Source organism: Massilia sp. P1_C10 (assembly GCF_056406475.1).
In genome coordinates, this window is the sequence record NZ_JBFUAC010000012.1 from 70,759 (window position 1) to 93,633 (window position 22,875).

The 22,875-nt window shown below is 64.0% G+C and carries 23 protein-coding genes; 9 read left to right on the plus strand and 14 right to left on the minus strand.

Annotated elements, in window-relative coordinates; genetic code table 11:
- Positions 1-97: 97 nt before the first annotated feature.
- The 7 genes from AC1D02_RS20850 (at position 98) to thpR (ending at position 5,897) form a co-directional block, all read left to right on the plus strand.
- Positions 98-1,180: an AI-2E family transporter gene (locus AC1D02_RS20850; RefSeq protein ID WP_477320381.1), complete on the plus strand. Its 1,083-nt coding sequence runs from the start codon at positions 98-100 to the stop codon at positions 1,178-1,180.
- A gap of 36 nt (positions 1,181-1,216) precedes the next feature.
- The gene (hda, locus tag AC1D02_RS20855; RefSeq protein ID WP_477320382.1) at positions 1,217-1,900 is read left to right on the plus strand and encodes a DnaA regulatory inactivator Hda; all 684 of its coding nucleotides are present in this window, start codon (positions 1,217-1,219) and stop codon (positions 1,898-1,900) included.
- Positions 1,897-2,571, plus strand: coding sequence for a histidinol-phosphatase (locus AC1D02_RS20860; RefSeq protein ID WP_477320383.1), 675 nt, complete (start codon positions 1,897-1,899; stop codon positions 2,569-2,571). Before hda ends, AC1D02_RS20860 begins: the two co-directional genes overlap by 4 nt.
- Positions 2,564-3,937, plus strand: coding sequence for a polynucleotide adenylyltransferase PcnB (gene pcnB / locus AC1D02_RS20865; protein ID WP_477320384.1), 1,374 nt, complete (start codon positions 2,564-2,566; stop codon positions 3,935-3,937). Before AC1D02_RS20860 ends, pcnB begins: the two co-directional genes overlap by 8 nt.
- On the plus strand, positions 3,934-4,407 hold the full coding sequence (folK, locus tag AC1D02_RS20870; RefSeq protein ID WP_477320385.1) for a 2-amino-4-hydroxy-6-hydroxymethyldihydropteridine diphosphokinase: 474 nt from the start codon (positions 3,934-3,936) through the stop codon (positions 4,405-4,407). Before pcnB ends, folK begins: the two co-directional genes overlap by 4 nt.
- A gap of 99 nt (positions 4,408-4,506) precedes the next feature.
- Positions 4,507-5,367, plus strand: a complete 861-nt coding sequence (gene panB / locus AC1D02_RS20875) for a 3-methyl-2-oxobutanoate hydroxymethyltransferase (RefSeq protein ID WP_477320386.1) — start codon at positions 4,507-4,509, stop codon at positions 5,365-5,367.
- 8 nt (positions 5,368-5,375) lie between these two features.
- Positions 5,376-5,897, plus strand: a complete 522-nt coding sequence (thpR, locus tag AC1D02_RS20880) for an RNA 2',3'-cyclic phosphodiesterase (protein WP_477320387.1) — start codon at positions 5,376-5,378, stop codon at positions 5,895-5,897.
- Between the two features lie 70 nt (positions 5,898-5,967).
- On the opposite strand, the gene AC1D02_RS20885 is transcribed toward thpR, so the two are convergent.
- On the minus strand, positions 5,968-7,458 hold the full coding sequence (locus AC1D02_RS20885; RefSeq protein ID WP_477320388.1) for an aldehyde dehydrogenase: 1,491 nt from the start codon (positions 7,456-7,458) through the stop codon (positions 5,968-5,970).
- A gap of 115 nt (positions 7,459-7,573) precedes the next feature.
- Here AC1D02_RS20885 and AC1D02_RS20890 point away from each other — a divergent pair, with 115 nt between their 5' ends.
- A complete protein-coding gene (locus tag AC1D02_RS20890; protein ID WP_477320389.1) occupies positions 7,574-9,028 on the plus strand; it encodes a high affinity choline transporter 1 in 1,455 nt (484 codons plus the stop codon).
- Positions 9,029-9,096: 68 nt separating this feature from the next.
- On the opposite strand, the gene AC1D02_RS20895 is transcribed toward AC1D02_RS20890, so the two are convergent.
- From AC1D02_RS20895 to AC1D02_RS20915, 5 genes are all read right to left on the minus strand, one after another.
- Entirely contained in the window at positions 9,097-10,476 is a 1,380-nt protein-coding gene (locus AC1D02_RS20895) for an aspartate aminotransferase family protein (RefSeq protein WP_477320390.1), read from the minus strand.
- 13 nt (positions 10,477-10,489) lie between these two features.
- Entirely contained in the window at positions 10,490-11,860 is a 1,371-nt protein-coding gene (locus tag AC1D02_RS20900) for a glutamine synthetase family protein (RefSeq protein WP_477320391.1), read from the minus strand.
- A 103-nt stretch (positions 11,861-11,963) separates the two neighbouring features.
- Positions 11,964-12,725 carry a gamma-glutamyl-gamma-aminobutyrate hydrolase family protein gene (locus AC1D02_RS20905; protein ID WP_477320392.1) on the minus strand — a complete coding sequence of 254 codons (762 nt, stop codon included), beginning with the start codon at positions 12,723-12,725 and terminating at the stop codon, positions 11,964-11,966.
- A 250-nt stretch (positions 12,726-12,975) separates the two neighbouring features.
- Positions 12,976-13,410 carry a PIN domain-containing protein gene (locus tag AC1D02_RS20910; RefSeq protein WP_477320393.1) on the minus strand — a complete coding sequence of 145 codons (435 nt, stop codon included), beginning with the start codon at positions 13,408-13,410 and terminating at the stop codon, positions 12,976-12,978.
- 7 nt (positions 13,411-13,417) lie between these two features.
- Positions 13,418-13,624 carry a FitA-like ribbon-helix-helix domain-containing protein gene (locus AC1D02_RS20915; RefSeq protein ID WP_477320394.1) on the minus strand — a complete coding sequence of 69 codons (207 nt, stop codon included), beginning with the start codon at positions 13,622-13,624 and terminating at the stop codon, positions 13,418-13,420.
- A 119-nt stretch (positions 13,625-13,743) separates the two neighbouring features.
- On the opposite strand from AC1D02_RS20915, the gene gabD reads away from it, so the two are divergent.
- The gene (gene gabD, locus AC1D02_RS20920; RefSeq protein WP_477320395.1) at positions 13,744-15,198 is read left to right on the plus strand and encodes an NADP-dependent succinate-semialdehyde dehydrogenase; all 1,455 of its coding nucleotides are present in this window, start codon (positions 13,744-13,746) and stop codon (positions 15,196-15,198) included.
- A 38-nt stretch (positions 15,199-15,236) separates the two neighbouring features.
- On the opposite strand, the gene AC1D02_RS20925 is transcribed toward gabD, so the two are convergent.
- From AC1D02_RS20925 to AC1D02_RS20960, 8 genes are all read right to left on the minus strand, one after another.
- Positions 15,237-15,740 (minus strand): hypothetical protein, encoded by a 504-nt coding sequence (locus AC1D02_RS20925; protein WP_477320396.1) that lies wholly within the window; start codon positions 15,738-15,740, stop codon positions 15,237-15,239.
- Positions 15,741-16,160: 420 nt separating this feature from the next.
- Positions 16,161-16,520, minus strand: a complete 360-nt coding sequence (locus AC1D02_RS20930; protein ID WP_477320397.1) for a nucleotide pyrophosphohydrolase — start codon at positions 16,518-16,520, stop codon at positions 16,161-16,163.
- A complete protein-coding gene (can, locus tag AC1D02_RS20935) occupies positions 16,517-17,191 on the minus strand; it encodes a carbonate dehydratase (RefSeq protein WP_477320398.1) in 675 nt (224 codons plus the stop codon). Before can ends, AC1D02_RS20930 begins: the two co-directional genes overlap by 4 nt.
- A gap of 73 nt (positions 17,192-17,264) precedes the next feature.
- Entirely contained in the window at positions 17,265-18,389 is a 1,125-nt protein-coding gene (dnaJ, locus tag AC1D02_RS20940; RefSeq protein ID WP_477320399.1) for a molecular chaperone DnaJ, read from the minus strand.
- A gap of 100 nt (positions 18,390-18,489) precedes the next feature.
- Positions 18,490-20,436, minus strand: coding sequence for a molecular chaperone DnaK (dnaK, locus tag AC1D02_RS20945; protein ID WP_477320400.1), 1,947 nt, complete (start codon positions 20,434-20,436; stop codon positions 18,490-18,492).
- 94 nt (positions 20,437-20,530) lie between these two features.
- Positions 20,531-21,064 carry a nucleotide exchange factor GrpE gene (gene grpE, locus AC1D02_RS20950; RefSeq protein WP_477320401.1) on the minus strand — a complete coding sequence of 178 codons (534 nt, stop codon included), beginning with the start codon at positions 21,062-21,064 and terminating at the stop codon, positions 20,531-20,533.
- A gap of 377 nt (positions 21,065-21,441) precedes the next feature.
- Positions 21,442-22,548 (minus strand): ferrochelatase, encoded by a 1,107-nt coding sequence (gene hemH / locus AC1D02_RS20955; protein ID WP_477320402.1) that lies wholly within the window; start codon positions 22,546-22,548, stop codon positions 21,442-21,444.
- Positions 22,549-22,672: 124 nt separating this feature from the next.
- Positions 22,673-22,875 (minus strand): IS3 family transposase (locus tag AC1D02_RS20960; RefSeq protein WP_477316271.1); only part of this gene is annotated, 203 nt, incomplete at its 5' end.

The window sequence follows — 22,875 nt, forward strand, 5'->3', positions numbered from 1 at the left end:
AAGGCGGCGGAAACAATTGCTGGTGCAACTGAATAATCCGCTATTTTATCAAAACGCCTCGTTCCCGGCCCATTTAACCAAAAAACACTCCCACTACATGCCATTTCCCTTCACGCCAGAACAGAAGCAAACCGCGTTTTGGCTGAGTCTCTGGTTGGCGTTCGTGGTGCTGCTGTACGCCCTCGGGCCGGTGCTCACGCCCTTCATCGCCGCCGCGATCCTCGCTTACGCGCTGAACGGCGGCGTCGATTACCTGTCGAGCCGGCGCCTCGGCCGCCGCCCGCTGCCGCGCGCCCTCGCCGTGGTGCTGGTGATGCTGCTGTTCTTGTCCGGCGTGACCGCGCTGGTGCTGATCGTGGTGCCGGTGCTGCAGATCGAACTGCCGCTGCTGATGGCCCAGATCCCGGCCTTCCTCGTCAAGCTCGACGCGGTGCTCACGCCCAAGCTGAACGCCATGGGCATCAAGGTCACGCTCGACGGCAGCGGCCTGCGCGCCCTGCTCACCCAGCAGTTCGCCAGCAGCGGCGATGAAATCTGGACCACGGTGCTGTCGTCGGCGCGCATCGGCGGCACCCGCGTGCTGGGCTGGATCGTCACCCTGATCCTGATCCCGGTGGTGCTGTTCTACCTGCTGATGGACTGGCACAAGATGCTGGCCACCATCAGCGGCGCCGTGCCGCGCCGCTGGGTGGTGCAGACGCTGGGCATGGCGCAGGAAGTGAACGTGCTGCTGGCCCAGTACCTGCGCGGCCAGCTGCTGGTGATGCTGGTGCTGGCGGCCTACTACTCGATCGGCCTGTCGATCGCCGGCTTCCAGGTCGCGCTGCCGGTCGGTATCCTGACCGGCCTGCTGGTGTTCATCCCGTATCTCGGCTTCGGCCTGGGCCTGATTCTGGCGCTGATCGCCGCGGTGCTGCAGTTCGACGGCTGGAGCGGCCTGATCTCGGTGGCGGTGATTTACGGCGCCGGCCAGGTCATCGAGGGCTTTTTCCTGACGCCGCGGCTGGTGGGCGAGCGCATCGGCCTCAATCCGCTGGCCGTGATCTTCGCCCTGCTCGCCTTCGGCCAGCTGTTCGGTTTCGTCGGCGTACTGCTCGCTTTGCCCGCTTCGGCGGTGCTGATGGTGGCGTTTCGGCACCTGCGCCACCACTACTTGCGCAGCAGCTTCTATAATGCGTGATGTATACACAAAATCGATTTGCATGAGACGAACGCCATGAAACAGCTGGTGCTCGATTTGGGCGCGGACCAGGCGCAGAGCCTCGACAGCTTCGAGGTGGGACAAAATGCCGAACTGGCGCACCTGATGCACCAGTTCGCTGGGCGCAGCTCGCGCGAACACTTTGCCTACCTGTGGGGCGAACCGGCGGCCGGCAAGACCCACCTGCTGCACGCGCTGGCGGCCACGCCGGCCTCGCGCTACATCGGCGCCGGCGCGCCGGAGTCGGCGTTCGCGTATTCGCCCGACGTCAGCCTGTACCTGCTGGACGACTGCGCCCAGCTGTCGCCGCAGGCGCAGATCGAAGCGTTCGCCCTGTTCAACCAGATCCGCGAAAACGGCGCCTACATGGTCTCGACCGGCCCGGTGCCGCCGGCCGTGCTGCCGGTGCGCGAAGACCTGCGCACGCGCATGGGCTGGGGCCTGGTGTACCAGATCCACGGTTTGTCGGACGAAGAAAAGATCGCCGCGCTGACCCATGCGGCCGACGCCCGCGGGCTGACGCTGTCGGCCAGCGTGTTACCCTACCTGCTGTCCCATTTTCGGCGCGACATGCGCTCCCTGTCGACGATGCTTGACGCCCTCGACCAGTATTCCCTCGAAACCCAGCGCCCCGTCACGCTGCCGCTGCTGCGCGACCTGCTGCAGCAGGCCAATGGCGATGAGGGCGACGACGCATGAACAAGCTCGCCCTGTTCGACCTCGATCACACCTTGCTGCCGCTCGACTCCGACTACGAGTGGGGCCAGTTCCTGGTGCGCACCGGCGCGGTCGATGCCGACGCCTTCAAGCGCGCCAACGACGCATTCTTCGCGCAGTACCAGGCCGGCACGCTCGATCCGGTCGAATATCTCGAATTCGCGCTCGGCACGCTGGCGCGTTTCCCGCGCGCGCAGCTCGACGAGATGCACCGCCAGTTCATGCGCGAAGTGATCGAGCCGGCCATCACGCCGCAGGCGCGCGCGCTGATCCGCAAGCACCTCGACGCCGGCGACCTGGTGGCGATCGTCACCGCGACCAACGCCTTCGTCACCGCGCCGATCGCCGCCGCGCTGGGCGTGGAGCACCTGATCGCCGCCGTGCCGGAAGAGGACGAGCATGGCAACCTGACCGGCAAGCTGCTGGGCGTGCCGACCTCGGGCGCCGGCAAGGTCACGCACACCCACGCCTGGCTGGAGAAGATCGGCAAGCCGCTGTCGGCGTTCGAGAGCAGCCATTTCTACAGCGATTCGCACAACGATATCCCCTTGCTGTCCGTCGTCACCCACCCCGTTGCGACCAATCCGAACGTCGCGCTGGCAGCCCACGCAACGACCCTGGGCTGGCCTTCACTTTACCTATTCAATGATTAATAAATTCATCCGCAAGATCCTCGGCGTCAAAACGCCGGCGCGCGACCTGACCGAACCCGTCATCCTCGGGCCGGACGACCACAAGATCGACCCGCGACTGGTGTCGTCGAACGCGATCCGGGTGACCTCCACGCTGCAGGAAGCCGGCTTCAAGGCATTCGTCGTCGGCGGCGCCGTGCGCGACCTGCTGCTGGGGGTGAAGCCGAAAGACTTCGACATCGCCACCGACGCCACGCCCGAACAGGTCAAGCGCCTGTTCCGGCGCGCCTTCATCATCGGCCGGCGCTTCCAGATCGTGCACGTGATGTTCGGCCAGGACCTGCTGGAGGTGACCACCTTCCGCGGCGCCGGCGAAGTCAATGCGCCGAAGGATGAACACGGCCGGGTCCTGCGCGACAACAGCTTCGGCCCGCAGCATGAGGATGCGATGCGGCGCGACTTCACCATCAACGCGATGTACTACGATCCGGCCACCCAGCAGGTGCTGGATTACCACGGCGGCATCGAAGACATCCGCACCAAGATCCTGCGCATCATCGGCCAGCCGGAAGCGCGCTACCGCGAAGACCCGGTGCGCATGCTGCGCGTGGTGCGCTTCGCGGCGCGCCTGCACTTCACGATCGAGCCGACCACGCGCGCGCCGATCGCCGTGATGGCGCCGCTGATCGACAACGTGCCGGCCGCGCGCGTGTTCGACGAAATGCTCAAGCTGCTCATGAGCGGCCACGCGCTGGCATGCCTGCAGCAGCTGCGCAAGGAAGGCCTGCACCACGGCCTGCTGCCGCTGCTCGACGTGGTGCTGGAGCAGCCGATCGGCATGAAGTTCGTGACGCTTGCGCTGGAGTCGACCGACAATCGCGTCAAGGCCGGCAAGGGCGTCTCGCCCGGCTTCCTGTTTGCCTCGCTGCTGTGGCACCAGGTGGTGGAGAAGTGGACCGCGTACCGCGCCGCCGGCGAGTCGCCGATCCCGGCGCTGCACCTGGCCGCCGACGACGTGCTCGATTCGCAGACCGAACAGCTGGCGCTGCAGCGCAAGATCGCCTCCGACATGCGCGACATCTGGTCGATGCAGCCGCGCTTCGAGCGCCGCAACGGCAAGGCGCCGTACAAGCTGCTCGAGCACCTGCGCTTCCGCGCCGGCTACGACTTCCTGCTGCTGCGCTGCGAGTCCGGCGAGATCGACATGGAGCTGGGCGAATGGTGGACCGCGTTCTATGAAGGCGACGCCACCGAGCGCGAGAACCTGCTCACCAGCGAGCGCGCGGCGCCGGCCGGGCCGAAGCGCAAGCGCGCGCCGCGCCGCGGACCGCGCAAGAGCGGCGAGCGCACCGAAGGCGCAGTCGCGGCGGGCAGCGGCGAGGAATGATTGCGTTCATCGGCATCGGCGCCAACCTGGGCGATGCGCTGGGCAACGTCGAAGACGCCATCGAACGGCTGACCGACCTGCAGGACACGATGCTGGTGTCGATCTCGTCGAGCTGGCGCACCGCCCCGATCGATTCCTCGGGCGACGACTACATCAACGCGGTGGCGTGCATCGACACCGAACTGGCGCCGCTCGACCTGCTGGCGGCGCTGCAGGCGATCGAGCTGGCACATGGCCGCGAACGGCCCTATCGCAACGCGCCGCGCACGCTGGACCTCGACATTTTGATGTACGAAGACGAGAAGATGGATACTCCGGCCTTGCAGCTGCCGCATCCGCGCATGCACGAGCGCGCGTTCGTGCTGGCGCCGCTGCTGGAGATCGCGCCAGGCATCGTCATTCCCGGTCACGGGCCGGCGCGTGACCTCATGGCGGGCGTGGCAGACCAGCAAATCAGCCGGATCGACTGAGCACCAGCAGTTTTCGGAACATCGCATTACACTATGCACACCAGGGGTCAGGTCCGCCGGACCTGACCCCGCCGTGACACACACTTTTTGAGGATTCCAATGAGCTCATACCTGCAGGGTAAGGACATGACGGGCGACGTGCCGGCGGCGCCGGCCAAGGTCGTGCCCCCGAAAGCCGTCACGGCGCCGATGCTGGGCGCATTGAAAGCTGCCGGCACGCCGATCACCATGCTGACCTGCTACGACGCCAGCTTCGCATCGCTGATGGACCGCTGCGGCGTGCACATGCTGCTGATCGGCGACTCGCTCGGCATGGTCTGCAACGGCCACAATTCGACCTTGCCGGTGACGGTGGCGGAAGTGGCGTACCACACCGCGGCGGTGGCGCGCGGCAGCAAGAGCGCGATGATCGTCGCCGACCTGCCGTTCGGCGCCTACGGCACCAAGGAGTCGGCCTACGAGAACGCCGTCACCCTGATCCAGGCCGGCGCGCACATGGTCAAGCTCGAAGGCGGCGCGTGGCTGGCCGAGACGGTCAAGTTCCTCACCGATCGCGCCATCCCGGTCTGCGCCCACCTCGGCCTGACGCCGCAGTCGGTGCACGTGATGGGCGGCTACAAGGTGCAGGGCAAGACCACGGCGAGCGCCGACCAGCTCAAGGCCGACGCCAAACTGCTGCAGGAAGCCGGCGCCTCGATCCTGGTGCTGGAAGCGATTCCCGCGACCCTCGGCAAGGAAGTCACCGACATGCTGTCGATGCCGACCATCGGCATCGGCGCGGGCCCGGACTGCTCCGGCCAGGTGCTGGTGATGCATGACATGCTGGGCGTGTTCCCGGGCCGCAAAGCGCGTTTCGTGAAGAACTTCATGGACGGCCAGACCACCATCGAAGGCGCTGTGACGGCGTACGTCAACGCGGTGACCGACCACAGTTTCCCTGGGCCTGAACACTGCTTCTGAGCTAAGTCATGAGCGCCGATCAAGCCCGCCTGTTCGTCGCGCTGTGGCCTCCGCCAGATGTGCGCGCTGCGCTGCGCGACTGGCGCGATGCATGGATCTGGCCATCGTCATCGTCGCCCGTGCGCACCGAACAGCTGCATGTGACGCTGCACTTCCTTGGCAACGTGGCGCGCGATCGCGTGCCGGACCTGGTGGCCGGACTAAGTGTGCCGTTCACGCCGTTCGAGCTGGAGTTCGGGCATGCCGAGTTGTGGCATGGCGGGATCGCGGTGCTGGCGCCGGATGTGGTGCCGCAGCCTTTGCTGGATCTGCAAGCGTCGCTTGCCGCGGCGCTTGAAAGTGGGGGGATGACGCCGGAAGGCCGGCCCTACAAGCCGCATGTGACGATGGGACGGCGCGCCGGGAATGCGGTGGCGCCTGTAGCCGGCCCTGCAATCCGCTGGCGGATCGACGGTTACGCGCTGATGGAATCGAAGCTTGGCGCGGGCTCCGAATACGGCGTTGTGCAGCATTATTCTTTCAGCTGCTAATCACCAGATGGGGTCTGGTCCTGCGGACCTGACCCCATTCTGGCGTTAGATTATGCGAAATCTTGCATAATCACCCGATCTGGATCCAGGTCGTCTTCAGCTCGGTGTACTTGTCGATCGCGTGCAGCGACTTGTCGCGCCCGTTGCCGGACTGCTTGTAACCGCCGAACGGCACCGTAATGTCGTCGTTGTCGTACTGGTTCACGTGCACCGTGCCGGCCCGCAGCGCGCGCGCCGTCTGGATCGCTTTCGTCATGTCGCTGGTCCACACCGCCGCCTGCAAGCCGTACGCGGTCGAATTTGCCTCTGCGATCGCGTCCTTCAAATCGGTGAACGTCAGCACCGACAGCACCGGCCCGAAAATCTCTTCGCGCGCGATGCTCATGCTGCCGTCGACGCCGTCGAACAAGGTCGGCGCGATGTAGAAGCCGCCGGAATCGCCGCGCGCCGCTTCGCCGCCCGACAGCAGCCTGGCGCCCGCCGCCTTGCCGGCCTCGATGAAGCCCATCACCGTTTTCATTTGCGTCGCATCGACGATCGCGCCCATCACGGTCGCCTCGTCGAGCGGGTCGCCCGGCTGGAAGCGCGGCATCATCGCCATCGCCTTTTCCATGAACGCGTCCTTGATCGACGCTTCGACGAACAGTCGCGATGGCGCGTTGCAGCTCTCGCCCTGGTTGAAGTAGATCGAGCCGATCGCCGCGCTCACCGCCTTGTCGAGGTCCGGGCAATCGGCGCAGACGATGTTGGCCGACTTGCCGCCCAGCTCAGTCCATGCGCGCTTGAGGTTCGACTGGCCGGCCATCTGCATGATCTGCTTGCCGACGCGGGTCGAGCCGGTGAAGGCGATGCAGTCGACGTCCATGTGCAGCGCCAGCGCGGAACCGGCTTCATTGCCGTAGCCCGGCACCACGGAAAACACGCCGGCCGGGATGCCTGCTTCGAGCGCGATCTCGGCCAGGCGCAGCGCCGACAGCGGCGACTTCTCGGACGGCTTGAGCACCACGCTGTTGCCGGCCGCGAGCGCCGGCGCGATCTTCCAGGCGGTCATGATCAGCGGGTAGTTCCACGGCACGATGGCGCCGACCACACCGACCGGCTCGCGCGTGATCAGGGCCAGGCTGGAGTCGTTGGTGGGCGCGATTTCGTCGTAGATCTTGTCGATCGCCTCGCCGTACCAGCGGATGCAGTTGGCGCACGAGGGCACGTCGACGCTCTGGCTGTATTTGATCGGCTTGCCCATGTCGAGCGTCTCCAGCAGCGCCAGCTGAGCCGTGTTCTTCAGCACCAGGTCGGCGAACTTGATCAGCGTGCGCTTGCGCGCGGCGGGCGACTTGCCGGCCCAGCGGCGGTCTTCGAAGGCGGCGCGCGCGGCGGCCACTGCGGCATCGATGTCGGCCACGTCGCCGCGCGCGACTTCAGCCAGTTTGCGGCCGTCGATCGGAGAATGCTTGTCGAAGGTCTGCCCGGACGCCGCGGCGACGCGCTTGCCGTCGATGAAGGCGCGGCCATCGATTTCCAGCGCACTCGCGCGCTCATGCCAATTTGCTGCCTCAGCCATGCCCTGCTCCTTGTATTTGTCGAAGTGATCACCGAATACTACCAAAAGTGATTCGCACTCGATGGTTGACGATATAATCGCCGAAATTTCCTGTCGAACATTTATCCAGATTGTCATGAATACCACTCTGATTACTGCGGTCGTGCTGTACCTGCTAGGCACTTTGGGCCTGGGCGTCTGGGCCGGCACGCGCATCAAGAACACCAGCGACTTCGCCATCGCCGGCCGCCGCCTGCCTTTGGTCATGGTGGTGACGACGACCTTCGCGACCTGGTTCGGCGCCGAAACCGTGATGGGCATCCCCGCCAAGTTCGTGCAGGGCGGCCTGAATGCGCTGGTCGAAGACCCGTTCGGCGCGGGCATGTGCCTGATCCTGGTCGGCGTGTTCTTCGCGGCCAAACTGTACCGCCTCAACCTGCTGACCATAGGCGACTATTACCGCGCGCGCTTCGGCAAGGGCATCGAGGTGTTCTGCTCGGCGGCGATCATCCTCAGTTACCTCGGCTGGGTGGCGGCGCAGATCACCGCGCTCGGCCTGGTGTTTTCGGTGCTGACCCACGGCGCCATGTCGGAGACGGCCGGCATGATCGTCGGCACGCTGGCTGTGCTGATCTACGTGGTGGTCGGCGGCTTCCTGGCGGTGGCGATCACCGACTTTATCCAGATGATCGTGCTGGTGATCGGCCTGACCATCATCGCCGTGTTCTCGGCCAAGCTGGCCGGCGGCGTGGCGCCGGTGCTGGCCATGGCGACCAAGGCCGACCTGTGGCGCTTCGCGCCGGCGCCCACCTTCACCGACATCGCCATGTTTATCGGCGCCGCCGTGACCATGATGTTTGGCTCGATCCCGCAGCAGGACGTGTACCAGCGCGTGATGTCGGCCAAGGACGAATCGACCGCGCGCACCGGTGCGGTGATTGGCGGCGCCAGCTACATCCTGTTCGCCTTCGTGCCGATGTTCGTGGTCGCCTGCGCGGTGCTGGTGATGGGACAGGAGGCGATGGACATCGCCAAGTCCGACTACCAGCGCCTGCTGCCGACCTTCGTGCTGACGCGCATGCCGCTGGTGATGCAGATCCTGTTCTTCGGCGCGCTGCTGTCGGCGATCAAGAGCACCTCGTCGGCCACGCTGCTGGCGCCCTCGACCAGTTTCGTCGAGAACATCCTGCGCCAGCTGCGTCCCGATATGACCGACCGCCAGCGCCTGTTCGCCATGCGCTGCACGATCGTGGTGTTCGCCGCGATGGTGCTGGCGTATGCGATCGCGATGAAGGGCACCTCGATCTATGAGCTGGTGTCGTCGGCATACCAGGTCACGCTGGTCGGCGCCTTCGTGCCGCTGGTGATGGGGCTGTACTGGAAAGGCGCGACGACGCAGGGCGCGATCGTGTCGCTGATCGCGGGCGTCTCAACCTGGCTGCTGTTTTTCCCGCAGCTGACCAACTTCGGCACGGTGTTCCCGGGCCAGCTGGCGGGACTTATCGCCGGCATGATCGGCATGATCGCCGGCTCGCTGCTGCCGCAGGCGCTGCGCAACCGGCATGACCGGGTCACGACGCAGGTCGCCTGACAAGCCGCAGCCCAAGGGCTGGGGTCAGGTCCGCGGGACCTGACCCCGGGTTTGTCGCCGCCTGAGGATCAGCGGGTGCGCAGCTCTTCCAGCGTGTTGTCCAGCGCCAGCCGGATGCGGCCGATCATGTCGTCAATCTCGGCGTGCGTCATCACCAGCGGTGGCGCGATGATCATGCGGTCGCCCACTGCGCGCATGATGATCCCGGCCGCGAACATGTGCCCACGGCAGATCATGCCGACACCATCGTCGCCATCGAACACCTCGCAGTCGTGCACCGTCGCGCCCTTGCGGCGCACCAGGTTCAGGCCCGCCACGAAGCCGCAGCTGTCGGTGTAGCCCACCAGCGGATGCTCGCCCAGCGTGGCGAACTGCTTCTTCAGGTACGGCCCTGTGTCCTCGGCCACCCGTTGCAACAGGCCCTCATCGAGCATGATGCGGATGTTCTCCAGCGCCGCGGCGCACGCGACCGGGTGTCCCGAATAAGTGAAGCCGTGATTGAAGTCGCCGCCCTCCCCCGTCAGCACGCCCGCCACGCGGTCGCCAACCAGCACGCCGCCCAGCGGAATGTAGCCTGAGGTGACGCCCTTCGCGAACGCGATCAGGTCGGGCTTGATGCCGAACAGTTCGGAGCCGAACCAGGCGCCCAGCCGGCCGAAGCCGCAGATCACTTCGTCGGCGATCAGCAGGATGCCGTACTTGTCGCAGATGCGCTGGATCTCCGGCCAGTAGGTCGGCGGGGGGATGATCACCCCGCCGGCGCCCTGCACCGGTTCGCCGATGAACGCGGCCACCTTGTCCGGCCCCAGCTCCTTGATGCGCTCTTCCAGCCACCCCGCCGCCTCCAAGCCGAATTCGTCCTGGCTCATGCCGTGCCCGTGCTCGACCCAGCTTGGCTGTTCGATGTGCACGATGCCGGGCACCATCGGCCCGCCCTGCGCGTGCATGCCGGCCATGCCGCCGAGCGAGGCGCCGGCGATGGTGCTGCCGTGGTACGCGTTCTTGCGGCTGATGATGACGTTGCGTTCCGGCTGCCCCTTCAGCTCCCAGTAGCGCCGCACCATGCGCACGATGGTGTCGTTGGCTTCCGAGCCTGATCCCGTGAAGAACACGTGGTTGAACTGCGGCGGCGACAGCTCCACCAGCAGCGCCGCCAGCTGCACCGCCGGCACATTGGTGGTGTTGAAGAAGCTGTTGTAGAACGGGAGCGTCTGCATCTGCTTGTAGACCGCGTCGGCCATGCTGGTGCGCCCGTAACCGATGTTGACGCACCACAGGCCGGACATGCCGTCGAGGATGCGGTTGTCTTCCGAGTCCCACAGCCAGATGCCGTCGCCGCGCACCATCACGCGCGCGCCTTTTTCGGCAAGCGCCTGGTGGTCGGTGAACGGATGCAGGTAGTGGGCCGAGTCGAGCTGCTGGATTGCGCGGGTGTCGATTTTTTCCATGGTCGCTCCTGGCTTACACGTGCAACAGCAGGTGCTCGCGCTCCCACGGACTGATGACGGTCATGAATTCCTGGTGCTCCAGGTCCTTGATGGCAGCGTAGACGTCGATGAAGCGGTCGCCCAGAACGGTGCGCAGCTTGTCCTCGCCGCGCAACAGGTGCAGCGCCTCCGGCAGGCTATGTGGCAGCTCGAACGGCATGTCGTAGGCGCTGCCGCTCATCATCGGCGTCGGCTCGAGCTGCTCGGTCATGCCGAGATAGCCGCAGGCCAGCGTCACGGCCAGCGCGAGATACGGATTGGCGTCGGCGCCGATGATGCGGTTCTCCACGCGCCGGTCATGCACGCCCGACTCGGGAACGCGGAAGCCCACCGTGCGGTTGTCGATGCCCCACTGGATGTTGATAGGCGCCGCGGTGTGGCGCACGATGCGGCGGTACGAGTTGACGTAGGGCGCAACGATCGCCATCGCCGACGGCATGTAGCGCTGCAGCCCGCCGATGTAGTGCTTGAAGATCGGCGCGGCCGAACCGTCTTCGCTGCTGAAGATGTTCGTTCCGGTCTTGACGTCGATGACGCTCTGGTGCACGTGCATCGCCGATCCCGGCTCGCCGGCCATCGGCTTGGCCATGAAGGTGGCGTACATGTCGTGCTTGAGCGCGGCCTCGCGCAAGGTGCGCTTGAAGAAGAACACCTTGTCGGCAAGTCCCATCGGGTCGCCGTGCAGGAAGTTGATCTCCATCTGGCCGGCGCCGATCTCGTGGATCAGCGTGTCGACGTCGAGGTTCATCATTTCGCAGTAGTCGTAGATGTCCTCGAACAGCGGATCGAACTCGTTAACGGCGTCGATGCTGTAGACCTGGCGGCTGGTCTCGGCGCGACCGCTGCGGCCGATCGGCGCCCGCAGCGGCAGGTCGGGATCGATGTTCTTGGCGGTCAGGTAGAACTCGAGTTCGGGCGCGACCACCGGCTTCCAGCCCTTGTCGGCATACAGCTTGAGGACGCGGCGCAGCACCGTGCGCGGCGCGAAGTCGACCAGCGCGCCGTCGGAAAAATAGCAGTCGTGGATTACCTGCGCGGTCGGATCCACCGCCCACGGCACCATCGTGATGGTGGTCGGATCGGCCTTGAGGATCATGTCGCGGTCGGTGGTGGAAATGGCGCGGTCGTACGGCGCGTCGCCCACCGGGTAGTTGCCCGTCACGGTCATGCCGAGCACCGCTTCGGGAATGCGCATGCCGCGCTCCTGGGTGAATTTCGCGCGCGGCATGATCTTGCCGCGGGCGACCCCGGTCAGGTCGGGGATCAGGCATTCGATTTCGGTGACTCGTTTTTCGTTGAGCCACAAGTCCATGTCGGTGTAAGTAAAATTTTCGCGGATAGCCATCGTGTTCTCTCAATTGTCTGGATCGGCCGGCGCATGGCGCCGGGCGGGAAGAGTCGACGGCGAAGCTAAGGCTCGCGCAGGGCGGCCCATCTTTCACAGAGGCTCATGCGGGCCTCCCGCGCGCGGCCTGGTACTCGCGGCAGGCCTTGCCGAAGGCGCCGAACAGCTTCATCGACACTGCGTTTTCGGTGATGCGCCACTCCGGATGCCATTGCAGCGCCAGCGAGAAGCCGGGCGCGCCGGCCACCGAGAACGCCTCGACCAGGCCGTCGGCGGCGCGCGCCTCGATCGCCAGGCCGGGCGCCAGCTGGTTGACGCCCTGCCCGTGCAGCGAGTTGACCATGATGTCGTCGGGGCCGAGGATCTGCGCCATCGCGCCGAGCGGCGTCAGCGACACCTTGTGCGCCGGCGCGTACTGTTGGTCGAGCGGGAGGTCGGGATTTTCGCGGTGGTCCATCTTGCCCTCGACGCTCTGCACTGCCTGGTGCAGGCTGCCGCCGAGCGCCACGTTCATCTCCTGGAAGCCGCGGCAGATGGCCAGGATCGGGATGCCGCGACGGATCGCGGCGCGGATCAGCGGCAAGGTGGTGGCGTCGCGCGCTGGGTCCTGCGGCAATTCAGGATCGAGCACGTCCTCGCCGTAGTGGCTGGAGTGGACGTTGGAGGCGGAGCCGGTCAGCATCACGCCGTCGCAGGCGGCCAGCATCGTCTCCAGTTCGAGCGCGTCGCCCAGCGCCGGCACGATCAGCGGCGCGCAGTGGGCACCTTTGACGACGGCGTCGATATACTTGTCCTGCACCGCGTGGTACTGGTGCGATCCGATCTTGCTGCTGCAGGCTGGGACGAGGACGATGGGGCGGCGCATGCTGGTCTTCCGTGTGGGTATGGACGCAGTCGGATCCATCATAAATCGAAAATGGATCCGGCGCGCAAGGCGTAACGTTAGAAACTCTTGTCAAAAGTTTACTGTTATTGCGCCAAGTGTGCCAACACGGTTGACCGGAGGGGGCGCCTACAGCTTGAGACTGTGGACAGCTATGCGATAGATTGCATAATTTGCGGAATGGGCTGCATGATGCAGCCCAAGCGCGGGTTCGTCATGCACAGCATAGGAATTACTCGACGAAGGGATCCAATAGCTTCAATCCTCGATCCACGATCGTGGCGAATCCCGCACCGCTGTCACGTGTGACAAGCGTCATATCCCGAATCATGGCAATAGCGGCAATCTGTTTATCGATTGTGTGCGGGTCCTTCCTTTGACTCGAAAGAAGCATGCCCCACAATTGCGCGGAGTCCAAATCGAAATCGACGATACGGTCGGAATACTCTTGGCACAAGGCGTCGAGCCAGTGCCCATACACGACGGTTTTGCGAGCATCCCTCTGCCTGCTGGCTTTCGCGATGCCGGCCTGTATCTCGCCGATTACCTGCACAGGCAAGAAGAGCTCGGCACTGTCAGTGCGCTCGAAGAAATCGCGAACGCCCGAATTGCATCTGTCTCCTTTTCGGATCTCCGAAATGACGTTTGTGTCGAGAAGGTAAGCCATGCAAGACTTATCGAACGTCTAACAAATCGTCGTCGTCGAAATAAGGCATAGAAGTAAGAAATTCCTTAAACGAACGTTTCTCCGGCTGGCCCACGAGCGCCAGCTTGAGGATTTCCCGGTGTTCCGCTTCCGCGCTGCGGCCTCGAGACGCCGCGCGACGTTTCAGGGCATCCACCAAATCTTGGTCTAATTCACGAACAAGAAGTTGCGCCATACCAGCCTCCGGCTTTGCTATCAGTGATAGCTTGATTATAGACCCGCAATCGACAGGCCCCAACGCGACGTGTCAAAAAGGTCTACCATATTGGACTACACCCTGATCGAGAGGCTACGATGCTCAACCTGAAAGACCCTTCCCTGCTGCGCCAGCAATGCTATATCGACGGCGAATGGTGCGACGCGAACGACGCGTCGACTTTCACCGTGACCAATCCGGCCACCGGCGAGACGGTCGGCACGGCGCCGCACATGGGCGCGGCCGAGACCAAGCGCGCGATCGACGCGGCCAACGCGGCGTGGCCGGCGTGGCGCAAGAAGACCGCCAAGGAGCGCGCGGCGGTCCTGCGCAAGTGGAACGACCTGATGCTGGAAAACGCCGACGACCTGGCGCTGATCATGACCGCGGAGCAGGGCAAGCCGCTGCCGGAAGCGAAAGGCGAAGTCGCCTACGCGGCGTCGTTCTTCGAATGGTTCGGCGAAGAAGCCAAGCGCATCGCCGGGGACACGCTGCAGTCGCCGTGGGCGGACCGCCGCATGGTCGTCACGCGCGAGCCGATCGGCGTCTGCGCGGCGATCACGCCGTGGAACTTCCCGGCCGCGATGATCACCCGCAAAGTCGGCCCGGCGCTGGCCGCCGGCTGCCCGATCGTCGTCAAGCCGGCCGAGCTGACGCCGTTTTCGGCGCTGGCGATGGCGGTGCTGGCCGAGCGCGCCGGCGTGCCGAAAGGCGTGTTCAGCGTGATCACGGGCGACTCGAAATCGATCGGCCTTGAGATGACCACCAACCCGATCGTGCGCAAGATGAGCTTCACCGGATCGACTGCGGTGGGCCGCCTGCTGGCCGCGCAGTCGGCGCCGACCATCAAGAAGCTGTCGCTGGAACTGGGCGGCAACGCGCCGTTCATCGTGTTCGACGATGCCGATGTCGATGCCGCGGTGGAAGGCGCGATCGCGTCGAAGTACCGCAACGCCGGCCAGACCTGCGTGTGCGCGAACCGCCTGTACGTGCAGGACGGGATCTACGACAAGTTCGCCGAAAAGCTGGTGGCGGCGGTGGGCAAGCTCAAGGTCGGCAACGGCGTTGAGCCTGGCGTCACGCAGGGTCCGCTGATCGAGGAGAAAGCCGTCGTCAAGGTCGAGCAGCACATCGCCGACGCGTTGTCGAAGGGCGCCAAGCTGGTGGCAGGCGGCAAGCGCCACGAGCTGGGTCACAGCTTCTTCCAGCCGACCGTGCTGACCAACGTGACCTCGGACATGATGGTGGCGACCGAAGAGACCTTCGGGCCGCTGGCGCCGCTGTTCCGCTTCAAGACAGAGGAAGAAGTCATCGCGATGGCGAACGACACCGAGTTCGGGCTCGCCGCGTATTTCTATGCGCGCGACATCGGGCGCGTGTGGCGAGTGGCCGAGGCGCTGGAGTCGGGCATGGTGGGCGTGAACACCGGTTTGATCTCGAACGAGATCGCGCCGTTCGGCGGCGTCAAGCAGTCGGGCCTGGGCCGCGAAGGCTCAAAGTACGGGATGGACGACTACCTGATCATCAAGTACATCTGCATGGGCGGGATCTAACGCCAGATGGGGACAGGTCTGCGGGACCAGTCCCCATTTTATTTTTTCGCCGGACAGGCGCCCATGGTGAGCGCATTGTCCGCATCGCACGCCAGAACGCCATCGAGTTTGCCCAGCTGGCTTTGAACCTGGTTGCCGCAGGCGATATCGACTTCCTTCCCCGCCGCCGTCACGACGCGAACGCCGGCGCTTCGCTTGCCGTCCTCCGTGTAGTCGTACAGCGAGTATTCATTTCCCTGATTGCTGAAGGAGACTTCGGTCCGATCTACCTGATGGCGGAAGTAGTGCGCGAGGCGCATGACGCGGGCGCCGTCGTTTCCGTCCGACGGAAATGAAAATTCCGGCTTGCCCGGTTTGCCGAAGCGGTATTGGAGATGGCCGGGGGCGCCGCACAGGCTGACCGACTTCGCGCCTGCGGTCGGGCACGAAAAATAAACAGTTTCCCTTGCAGTGCACATGCCACGCACCTCGCCGTGTGCGAGAGCCGGGGCCGGGGCCGGAGCCAGCGCCAGCGCAATCGTCGCGAAGAGATATGCCATCATCGCCCCGGCTTCGCCTTGGCCGCATCCCAGTAATCGTTTTCGCTCAATCCACGTCGGGGATTGAGACAGGCGTGGAACAGAGATTCCAGGTCCGCATGATGAGCTGCGTGCACGCTGCCCGCTGGTGCGGTCTGGGAATGGAGAGCATGCCCGCACAGAGGACCCGCATGGGACATTCCGGTCAAGCCCGAAATATCGTCATCCCAGGTTTCCTGCTGGTCCAGCGTGCAAAGAGGCCCTGGCATTCGGTGATTTCCCATGTCCGTCCCGGTTCGAGCGTACTCGTGAAGGACCATGATAGGCTCGGGATTTGCGGACGAATAGCTATGAAATGCTACTGGGAGTGCGCTTGTTGGCGAATCCGGAAGCGGCTGCGTCAACCGCAGGGTCAGGTCCGGCGGACCTGACCCCGGTCTTTGATCAGCGGCTCTTGTACTCGTTGTACTTGCGCATATCGCCGCGCACCAGGTCGGCCGGATACTTGGCGCGATTGAGCACCATCTTCTCCAGCACCGCCGCGTGCAAATCCACATCGAGCTTGTCCGCCAGGCGGATCAGATACACCAGCACGTCGGCCATCTCGTGCCGCACCTCCCGCAGCTTGGCCTCGCCCAGCTCCGCGGCATCGCCCTGCTTCAACCACTGAAAATGCTCCAGCAGCTCGGCCGCCTCGACGCTCAGCGCCGCCGATAAATTCTTCGGCGTGTGGAACTGATCCCAGTCACGCTCGTCGACGAACTGCCGGACGATGTCGCGCAACTGCGCCAGCTCGCCATTCACGCCGACGCCTCGCCGCCGTAGCTATTGAGGACCACGGCGAGCTTCGGCGCGATTTCCTCATTGCTGCTGACGGTGATGCCGAGGTCGCGCAAGCGGCCGTCGTGCACCCCGTAGACCCAGCTATGAATGGTGATCGGCTGGCCGCGCGCCCAGGCATCGCGCACCACCGTGGTTTGCGCCACGTTGATCACCTGCTCGGCCACGTTCAGCTCCACCAGCCGGTTGGCGGCAGCGGCGCCGGCGACATTGCCGAGATATTTGCCGTGCTTGTCGCGCACGTCGCGCACATGGCCCAGCCAGTTGTCGGCCAGGCCGACGCGGGTGTCGTTCAGCGCCGCAGCCACGCCGGAGCAGCCGTAGTGGCCGCACAGGATGATGTGCTTGACCTTGAGCACGTCGACCGCGAACTGCAGCACGCTCAGGCAGTTCAGGTCGGAGTGCACGACGACGTTGGCGATATTGCGGTGTACGAACAGCTCGCCCGGCGCCATGTTGACCAGTTCATTGGCCGGCACGCGGCTGTCGGAACAGCCGATCCACAGGTATTCCGGAGCCTGCTGCGACGCCAGGTCCTTGAAGAAGCTGGCGTCCTTCTCGATCATCGACGCAGCCCATTCGCGGTTGCGTTCCAGGAGGTCGGCGACGGTGAGGCCGGCGGGAGTCTTAACCATATGAGTCCTATTGATTTGAGTTCGATGAAAAAAACCGCCCGGGACTCGCGTCTCCAGGCGGCTTGTGGACTTGTTACTCGAAGAAGTCCTTCACCTTGTCCATCCATCCCTTGCTTTGCGGGCTGTGCTTCGATCCGCCTTCGACGGTCAGCCGCTCGAATTCCTTCAGCAGATCCTTCTGCTTGTCGGTCAGCTTGACCGGCGTTTCGACTGCGACATGGCAGAACAGATCGCCCGCGTAACCGGAGCGCACGCCCTTGATGCCCTTGGCCTTCAGGCGGAACGTCTTGCCCGACTGGGTGCCTTCAGGGATCGTGAACGAGACCTTGCCCGACAGCGTAGGCACTTCGATATCGCCGCCCAGCGTGGCCTTGACGAACGAGATCGGCATTTCGCAATGCAGGTCGTCGCCGTCGCGCGTGAACACCGCGTGCGGCTTGATGTGGATCTCGACGTACAGGTCGCCCGGCGGCCCGCCGTTGGTACCCGGCTCGCCGTTGCCCGACGAGCGTATGCGCATGCCGTTGTCGATACCGACCGGGATCTTCACTTCCAGCGTCTTGTTGCGCTTGATCCGTCCCTGGCCGCCGCACGGCGCGCACGGGTCGGTGATGACCTTGCCGCTGCCGTGGCATTTCGGGCAGGTCTGCTGGATGCTGAAGAAGCCTTGCTGCATGCGCACCTGGCCGTGGCCGGCGCAGGTCGAGCAGGTGGTCGGCGAGGTGCCAGGCTTGGCGCCGCTGCCGTGGCAGGTGTCGCACTTGTCCCAGCTCGGCACGCGGATCGTGGTGTCGAAGCCATGCGCGGCCTGCTCGAGGGTGATCTCGAGGTTGTAGCGCAGGTCGGCGCCGCGGTACACCTGCGGGCCGGCGCTGCGGCCACGGCCGCCGCCGAAAATGTCGCCGAAGATGTCGCCGAACGCGTCGCCGAAACCGCCGGCGCCCCCGCCGAAGCCGCCGCCGCCCGCATTCGGATCGACGCCCGCGTGACCGTAGCGGTCATACGCTTCGCGCTTCTCCGGATTGGTCAGCATCTCGTAGGCTTCTTTGACTTCCTTGAACTTTTCCTCGGATTCCTTACTGTCCGGATTGCGGTCCGGATGGTATTTCATCGCGAGCTTGCGGTAAGACTTCTTGATCTCGTCTTCCGAAGCACCCTTTGCGACCCCGAGGATCTCGTAAAAATCACGCTTTGCCATCTTTAGGCACCTTGCTGTCTGTCTGAGTACACTATCTCAATATGCAAAAAAACCGAGCCGGGTGAGCGGCTCGGCATTTTAATACAACCCATGCTGCGTATTACTTGGCGTCTTTGACTTCCTTGAAGTCGGCGTCGACCACGTCGTCCTGCTTGGCGCCGGCATCCGAACCGCCTGGCTGCTGGCCGCCTTCGGCGCCGCCGCCGGCTGCCTGCTGCTGCGCCTGCTGGTCGGCGTACATCTTCTCGCCCAGCTTCTGCGATGCCGTCGACAGCGCCGCGACCTTGGCGTCGATCTCGGCCTTGTCAGCCGATTTCAGCGAACCTTCCAGGTCGGCGATGGCCGCTTCGATCTTTTCCTTCTCGCCCGCTTCCAGCTTGTCGCCGTATTCGGTCAGCGACTTCTTGGTCGAGTGTACCAGCGAGTCGGCCTGGTTGCGCGACTCGGCCAGCTCGCGCAGTTTGTGGTCTTCCGCGGCGTTCAGCTCGGCGTCCTTCACCATCTTCTGGATCTCGTCTTCGGTCAGGCCGGAGTTCGCCTTGATGGTGATCTTGTTCTCTTTGCCGGTGGCCTTGTCTTTCGCGCCGACGTGCAGGATGCCGTTGGCGTCGATGTCGAAGGTCACTTCAATCTGCGGCGTGCCGCGTGCTGCCGGCGGGATGCCTTCCAGGTTGAATTCGCCCAGGCCCTTGTTGCCGGCGGCGATTTCGCGCTCGCCCTGGTAGACCTTGATGGTCACCGCAGGCTGGTTGTCGTCGGCCGTCGAGAACACTTGCGAGAACTTGGTCGGAATCGTGGTGTTCTTGTGGATCATCTTGGTCATCACGCCGCCCAGGGTTTCGATACCCAGCGACAGAGGCGTCACGTCCAGCAGCAGCAGGTCCTTGCGCTCGCCCGACAGCACCGAGCCCTGGATCGCGGCGCCGACGGCAACCGCCTCGTCCGGGTTCACGTCCTTGCGTGGATCCTTGCCGAAGAATTCCTTGACCTTCTCCTGCACCTTCGGCATGCGGGTCATGCCGCCCACCAGGATGATGTCGTCGATGTCCGAGACCTTAACGCCGGCATCCTTGATCGCGGTGCGGCATGGCTCGATCGTCTTCGCGATCAGCTCTTCGACCAGCGACTCCAGCTTGGCGCGGGTCATCTTCAGGTTCAGGTGGACCGGCGCGCCGTTCGCCATGGCGATGTACGGCTCGTTGATTTCGGTCTGGGCAGCCGACGACAGCTCGATCTTCGCGCGCTCGGCCGAAGCCTTGATGCGCTGCAGGGCGATCGGATCTTTTTTCAGATCCAGGCCGTTGATCTTCATGAACTCGTCGATGATGTAATCGATGATGCGCTGGTCGAAGTCTTCGCCGCCGAGGAAGGTGTCGCCGTTGGTCGACAGCACTTCGAACTGCTTCTCGCCGTCGACGTTGGCGATCTCGATGATCGAGATGTCGAAGGTGCCGCCGCCCAGGTCATACACGGCGATCTTGCGGTCGCCCTTGTCGGTGCGGTCCAGGCCGAACGCCAGCGCGGCCGCGGTCGGCTCGTTGATGATGCGCTTGACGTCCAGGCCCGCGATGCGGCCGGCGTCCTTGGTCGCCTGGCGCTGTGAGTCGTTGAAGTAGGCCGGCACGGTGATGACCGCTTCGGTGACTTCTTCGCCGAGGTAGTCTTCGGCGGTCTTCTTCATCTTGCGCAGCACTTCAGCCGACACCTGCTGAGGCGCCAGCTTCTTGTCGCGCACGCCGATCCAGGCGTCGCCGTTGTCGGCCTTGACGATCTGGTAAGGCATCAGCGCGATGTCCTTCTGGACTTCTTTCTCTTCGTACTTGCGGCCGATCAGGCGCTTGACGGCGAACAGCGTGTTCTTCGGGTTGGTCACAGCCTGGCGCTTGGCCGGCGCCCCAACCAGGATCTCGCCATCGTCCTGATAAGCAATGATCGACGGCGTGGTGCGCGCGCCTTCGGCGTTCTCGATTACCTTTGGCTGACCATTTTCCATGATCGCGACGCAGGAGTTGGTGGTTCCCAGGTCGATTCCGATAATTCTGCCCATGATTTTTTCCTTTTATGTGTTACTCAGTTTTTGATTATTCGAATATGTGGAAGAACCGCGTGCTTTCAAGAGCTTGCGGCGCGGCAGCGTGCTTTTATTTCGCTTGCGCCGCCGTCACGATCGCCGGACGCAGCAGGCGATCGGCAATCATGTAACCTTTTTGCAACACATTGACCACCGTGTTGGCTTCCTGCTCGGCCGGCACCACGGCCACGGCCTGGTGCTTCATCGGGTCGAGCTTGTCGCCGACGGCCGGCATCACCTCGACCAGGCGGTTCTTCTCGAACGCGGCGGTCATCTGCTTGAGCGTCATTTCGACGCCCTCCTTCAGCGACTCGATCGACGGGGTCTCGACCTTCAGGGCCATTTCCAGGCTGTCGCGCACCGGCAGCATCGCCTCGGCAAAACTTTCCACAGCGAATTTATGGGCCTTGCTGACGTCTTCCTGGGCGCGGCGGCGGATGTTCTCGCCTTCGGCCTTGGCGCGCATGAAGGCGTCGTGCATTTCGGCCAGCTTGGCCTCGGTGGCGCTCAGCTGCTGCTCGAGCTCGTTCAGAGCCGGGGTCGGGGTCGCTTCGCCCTCGCCTTCGATCGGCTGGGACACTTCTTGGTTTTCTTGGTCTTGCATCGAAACACTCCTAAAATCAAAGACTTGGCGGTGGACGTGAGATGTCGCTCTCATCACAATGCGCACCAGATGGGGGTATGCCGTACAAATTCAAGGGGTATTCGCGGATTCCGTCGTAACTTTTGTTACAACTTTTACGGAACGGAATCTTTCCTGAACAGACTTCGGCTCTACTATGCGTTTGACAAGGTTTCCGCAGCGAATTGATCGCGCGGCCTTGGCCAGGAGCCCGTCATGAAGCTGCAACTGATTTCCGCCAGCGTCGTCGCCTACTCGCTGCTTGCGATGGCCGTGATCTGCTATTGCGAGTTGGCGTTGTCCTAAGCCCGGCATTGTAACAGGGGTCAGGTTCGTCGAACCTGACACCGGCTTCGACGCTACTGCCCGCCCAGAGCTACCGCCCGCTCCCTGCCGACATCCGCTTCCTTCTTCTCCGCGTCGCGCTGCGCCGCCGTCATCATGGTCGGCCAGCCAATCAGGTGTTGCTCCGCGATCTCCGCCAGCCCGGCGATCCAAGACGGCTCCTCGTTCAGGCACTCAATATAGTGAAACTCCTTGCCGCCGGCGGCAATGAAGTCGTGCTTCACCTCCATCGCGATCTCCTCCAGCGTCTCCAGGCAGTCGCTGGTGAAGCCCGGGCAGATCACGTCCACGCGCTGGAGGCCATCGCGCGCCAGTTGCTGCACGGTCGGCGCCGTGTACGGCTGCAGCCACTCGGCCTTGCCGAAACGCGACTGGAACGTCACCACGTAGTCCCCGGGCTTCAGGCGCAGCTTGGCGGCCAGCAGGCGCGCCGTCTTGTGGCATTCGCAGTGATACGGATCGCCCAGCAGCAGCGTGCGCTTCGGCACGCCGTGGAAGCTCATCACCAGCTTCTGGCCGCGGCCATTGGCCTCCCAGTGCTTCAGCACGGTGTCGGCCAGCGCCTCGATGTAGCTGTCGTGGTCGTGGTAGTGCTTCACCATGCGCAGCTCGGGCAGGTCGCGCACGTCCTTGTAGTGGGCGAACACGGCGTCGTAGATCGAGCCGGTGGTGGTGCCCGAGTACTGCGGGTAGGCCGGCAGGATGACGATGCGTTCGCAGTGCTCGGCCTTGAGCTTGTCCAGCACCTCGGGCAGCGATGGCGAGCCGTAGCGCATCGCCATCGTCACGCGCAGCGCGTCGTGCCCGCGTTCGCCGAGGGCGCCCCGCAGCAGCGTCGCCTGGGCCTGGGTGTGCACCTTCAGCGGCGAGCCGTCGCGGGTCCAGATGCTGGCGTACTTGGCGGCCGACTTCCCGGAGCGGAACGGCAGGATGATCAGGTTGAGGATGAACCACCAGACGGCGCGCGGGATTTCGACCACGCGCGGGTCCGACAGGAACTCCTTCAGGTAGCGGCGGACGGCGGAACGGGTCGGCGCGTCCGGGGTGCCGAGGTTGACCAGCACGATCGCGCTGCGCGCCACGGTGCCGTGGCTGAAGGGAGGTTCTTTGCGGAAGGGCATGGACGACGATCTGGAAATGGCGGCAAGGCCGTCATTATAGATTCGGTCATGCAAAAATCATATTTTTCTAGTGGGGTGGGGGTCAGGTCTGAAGTGCCACCCAAATGTTGGACAGCGAGGATAACTAGCTGATCGCGTACCGAATCCTGTACTTCACAGGACTCAGGCCCTTCAGCCTCGATTTAATGCGCTTGCAATTATAGTATTCGATGTAGCTTGTGATCGCGAGCTGTAACTGGTCGACGCTGCTGAATTTCGTTCGATGAAACATCTCGCTTTTGAGGATGCCAAAGAAGTTCTCCATCACTGCATTGTCATGGCAGTTGC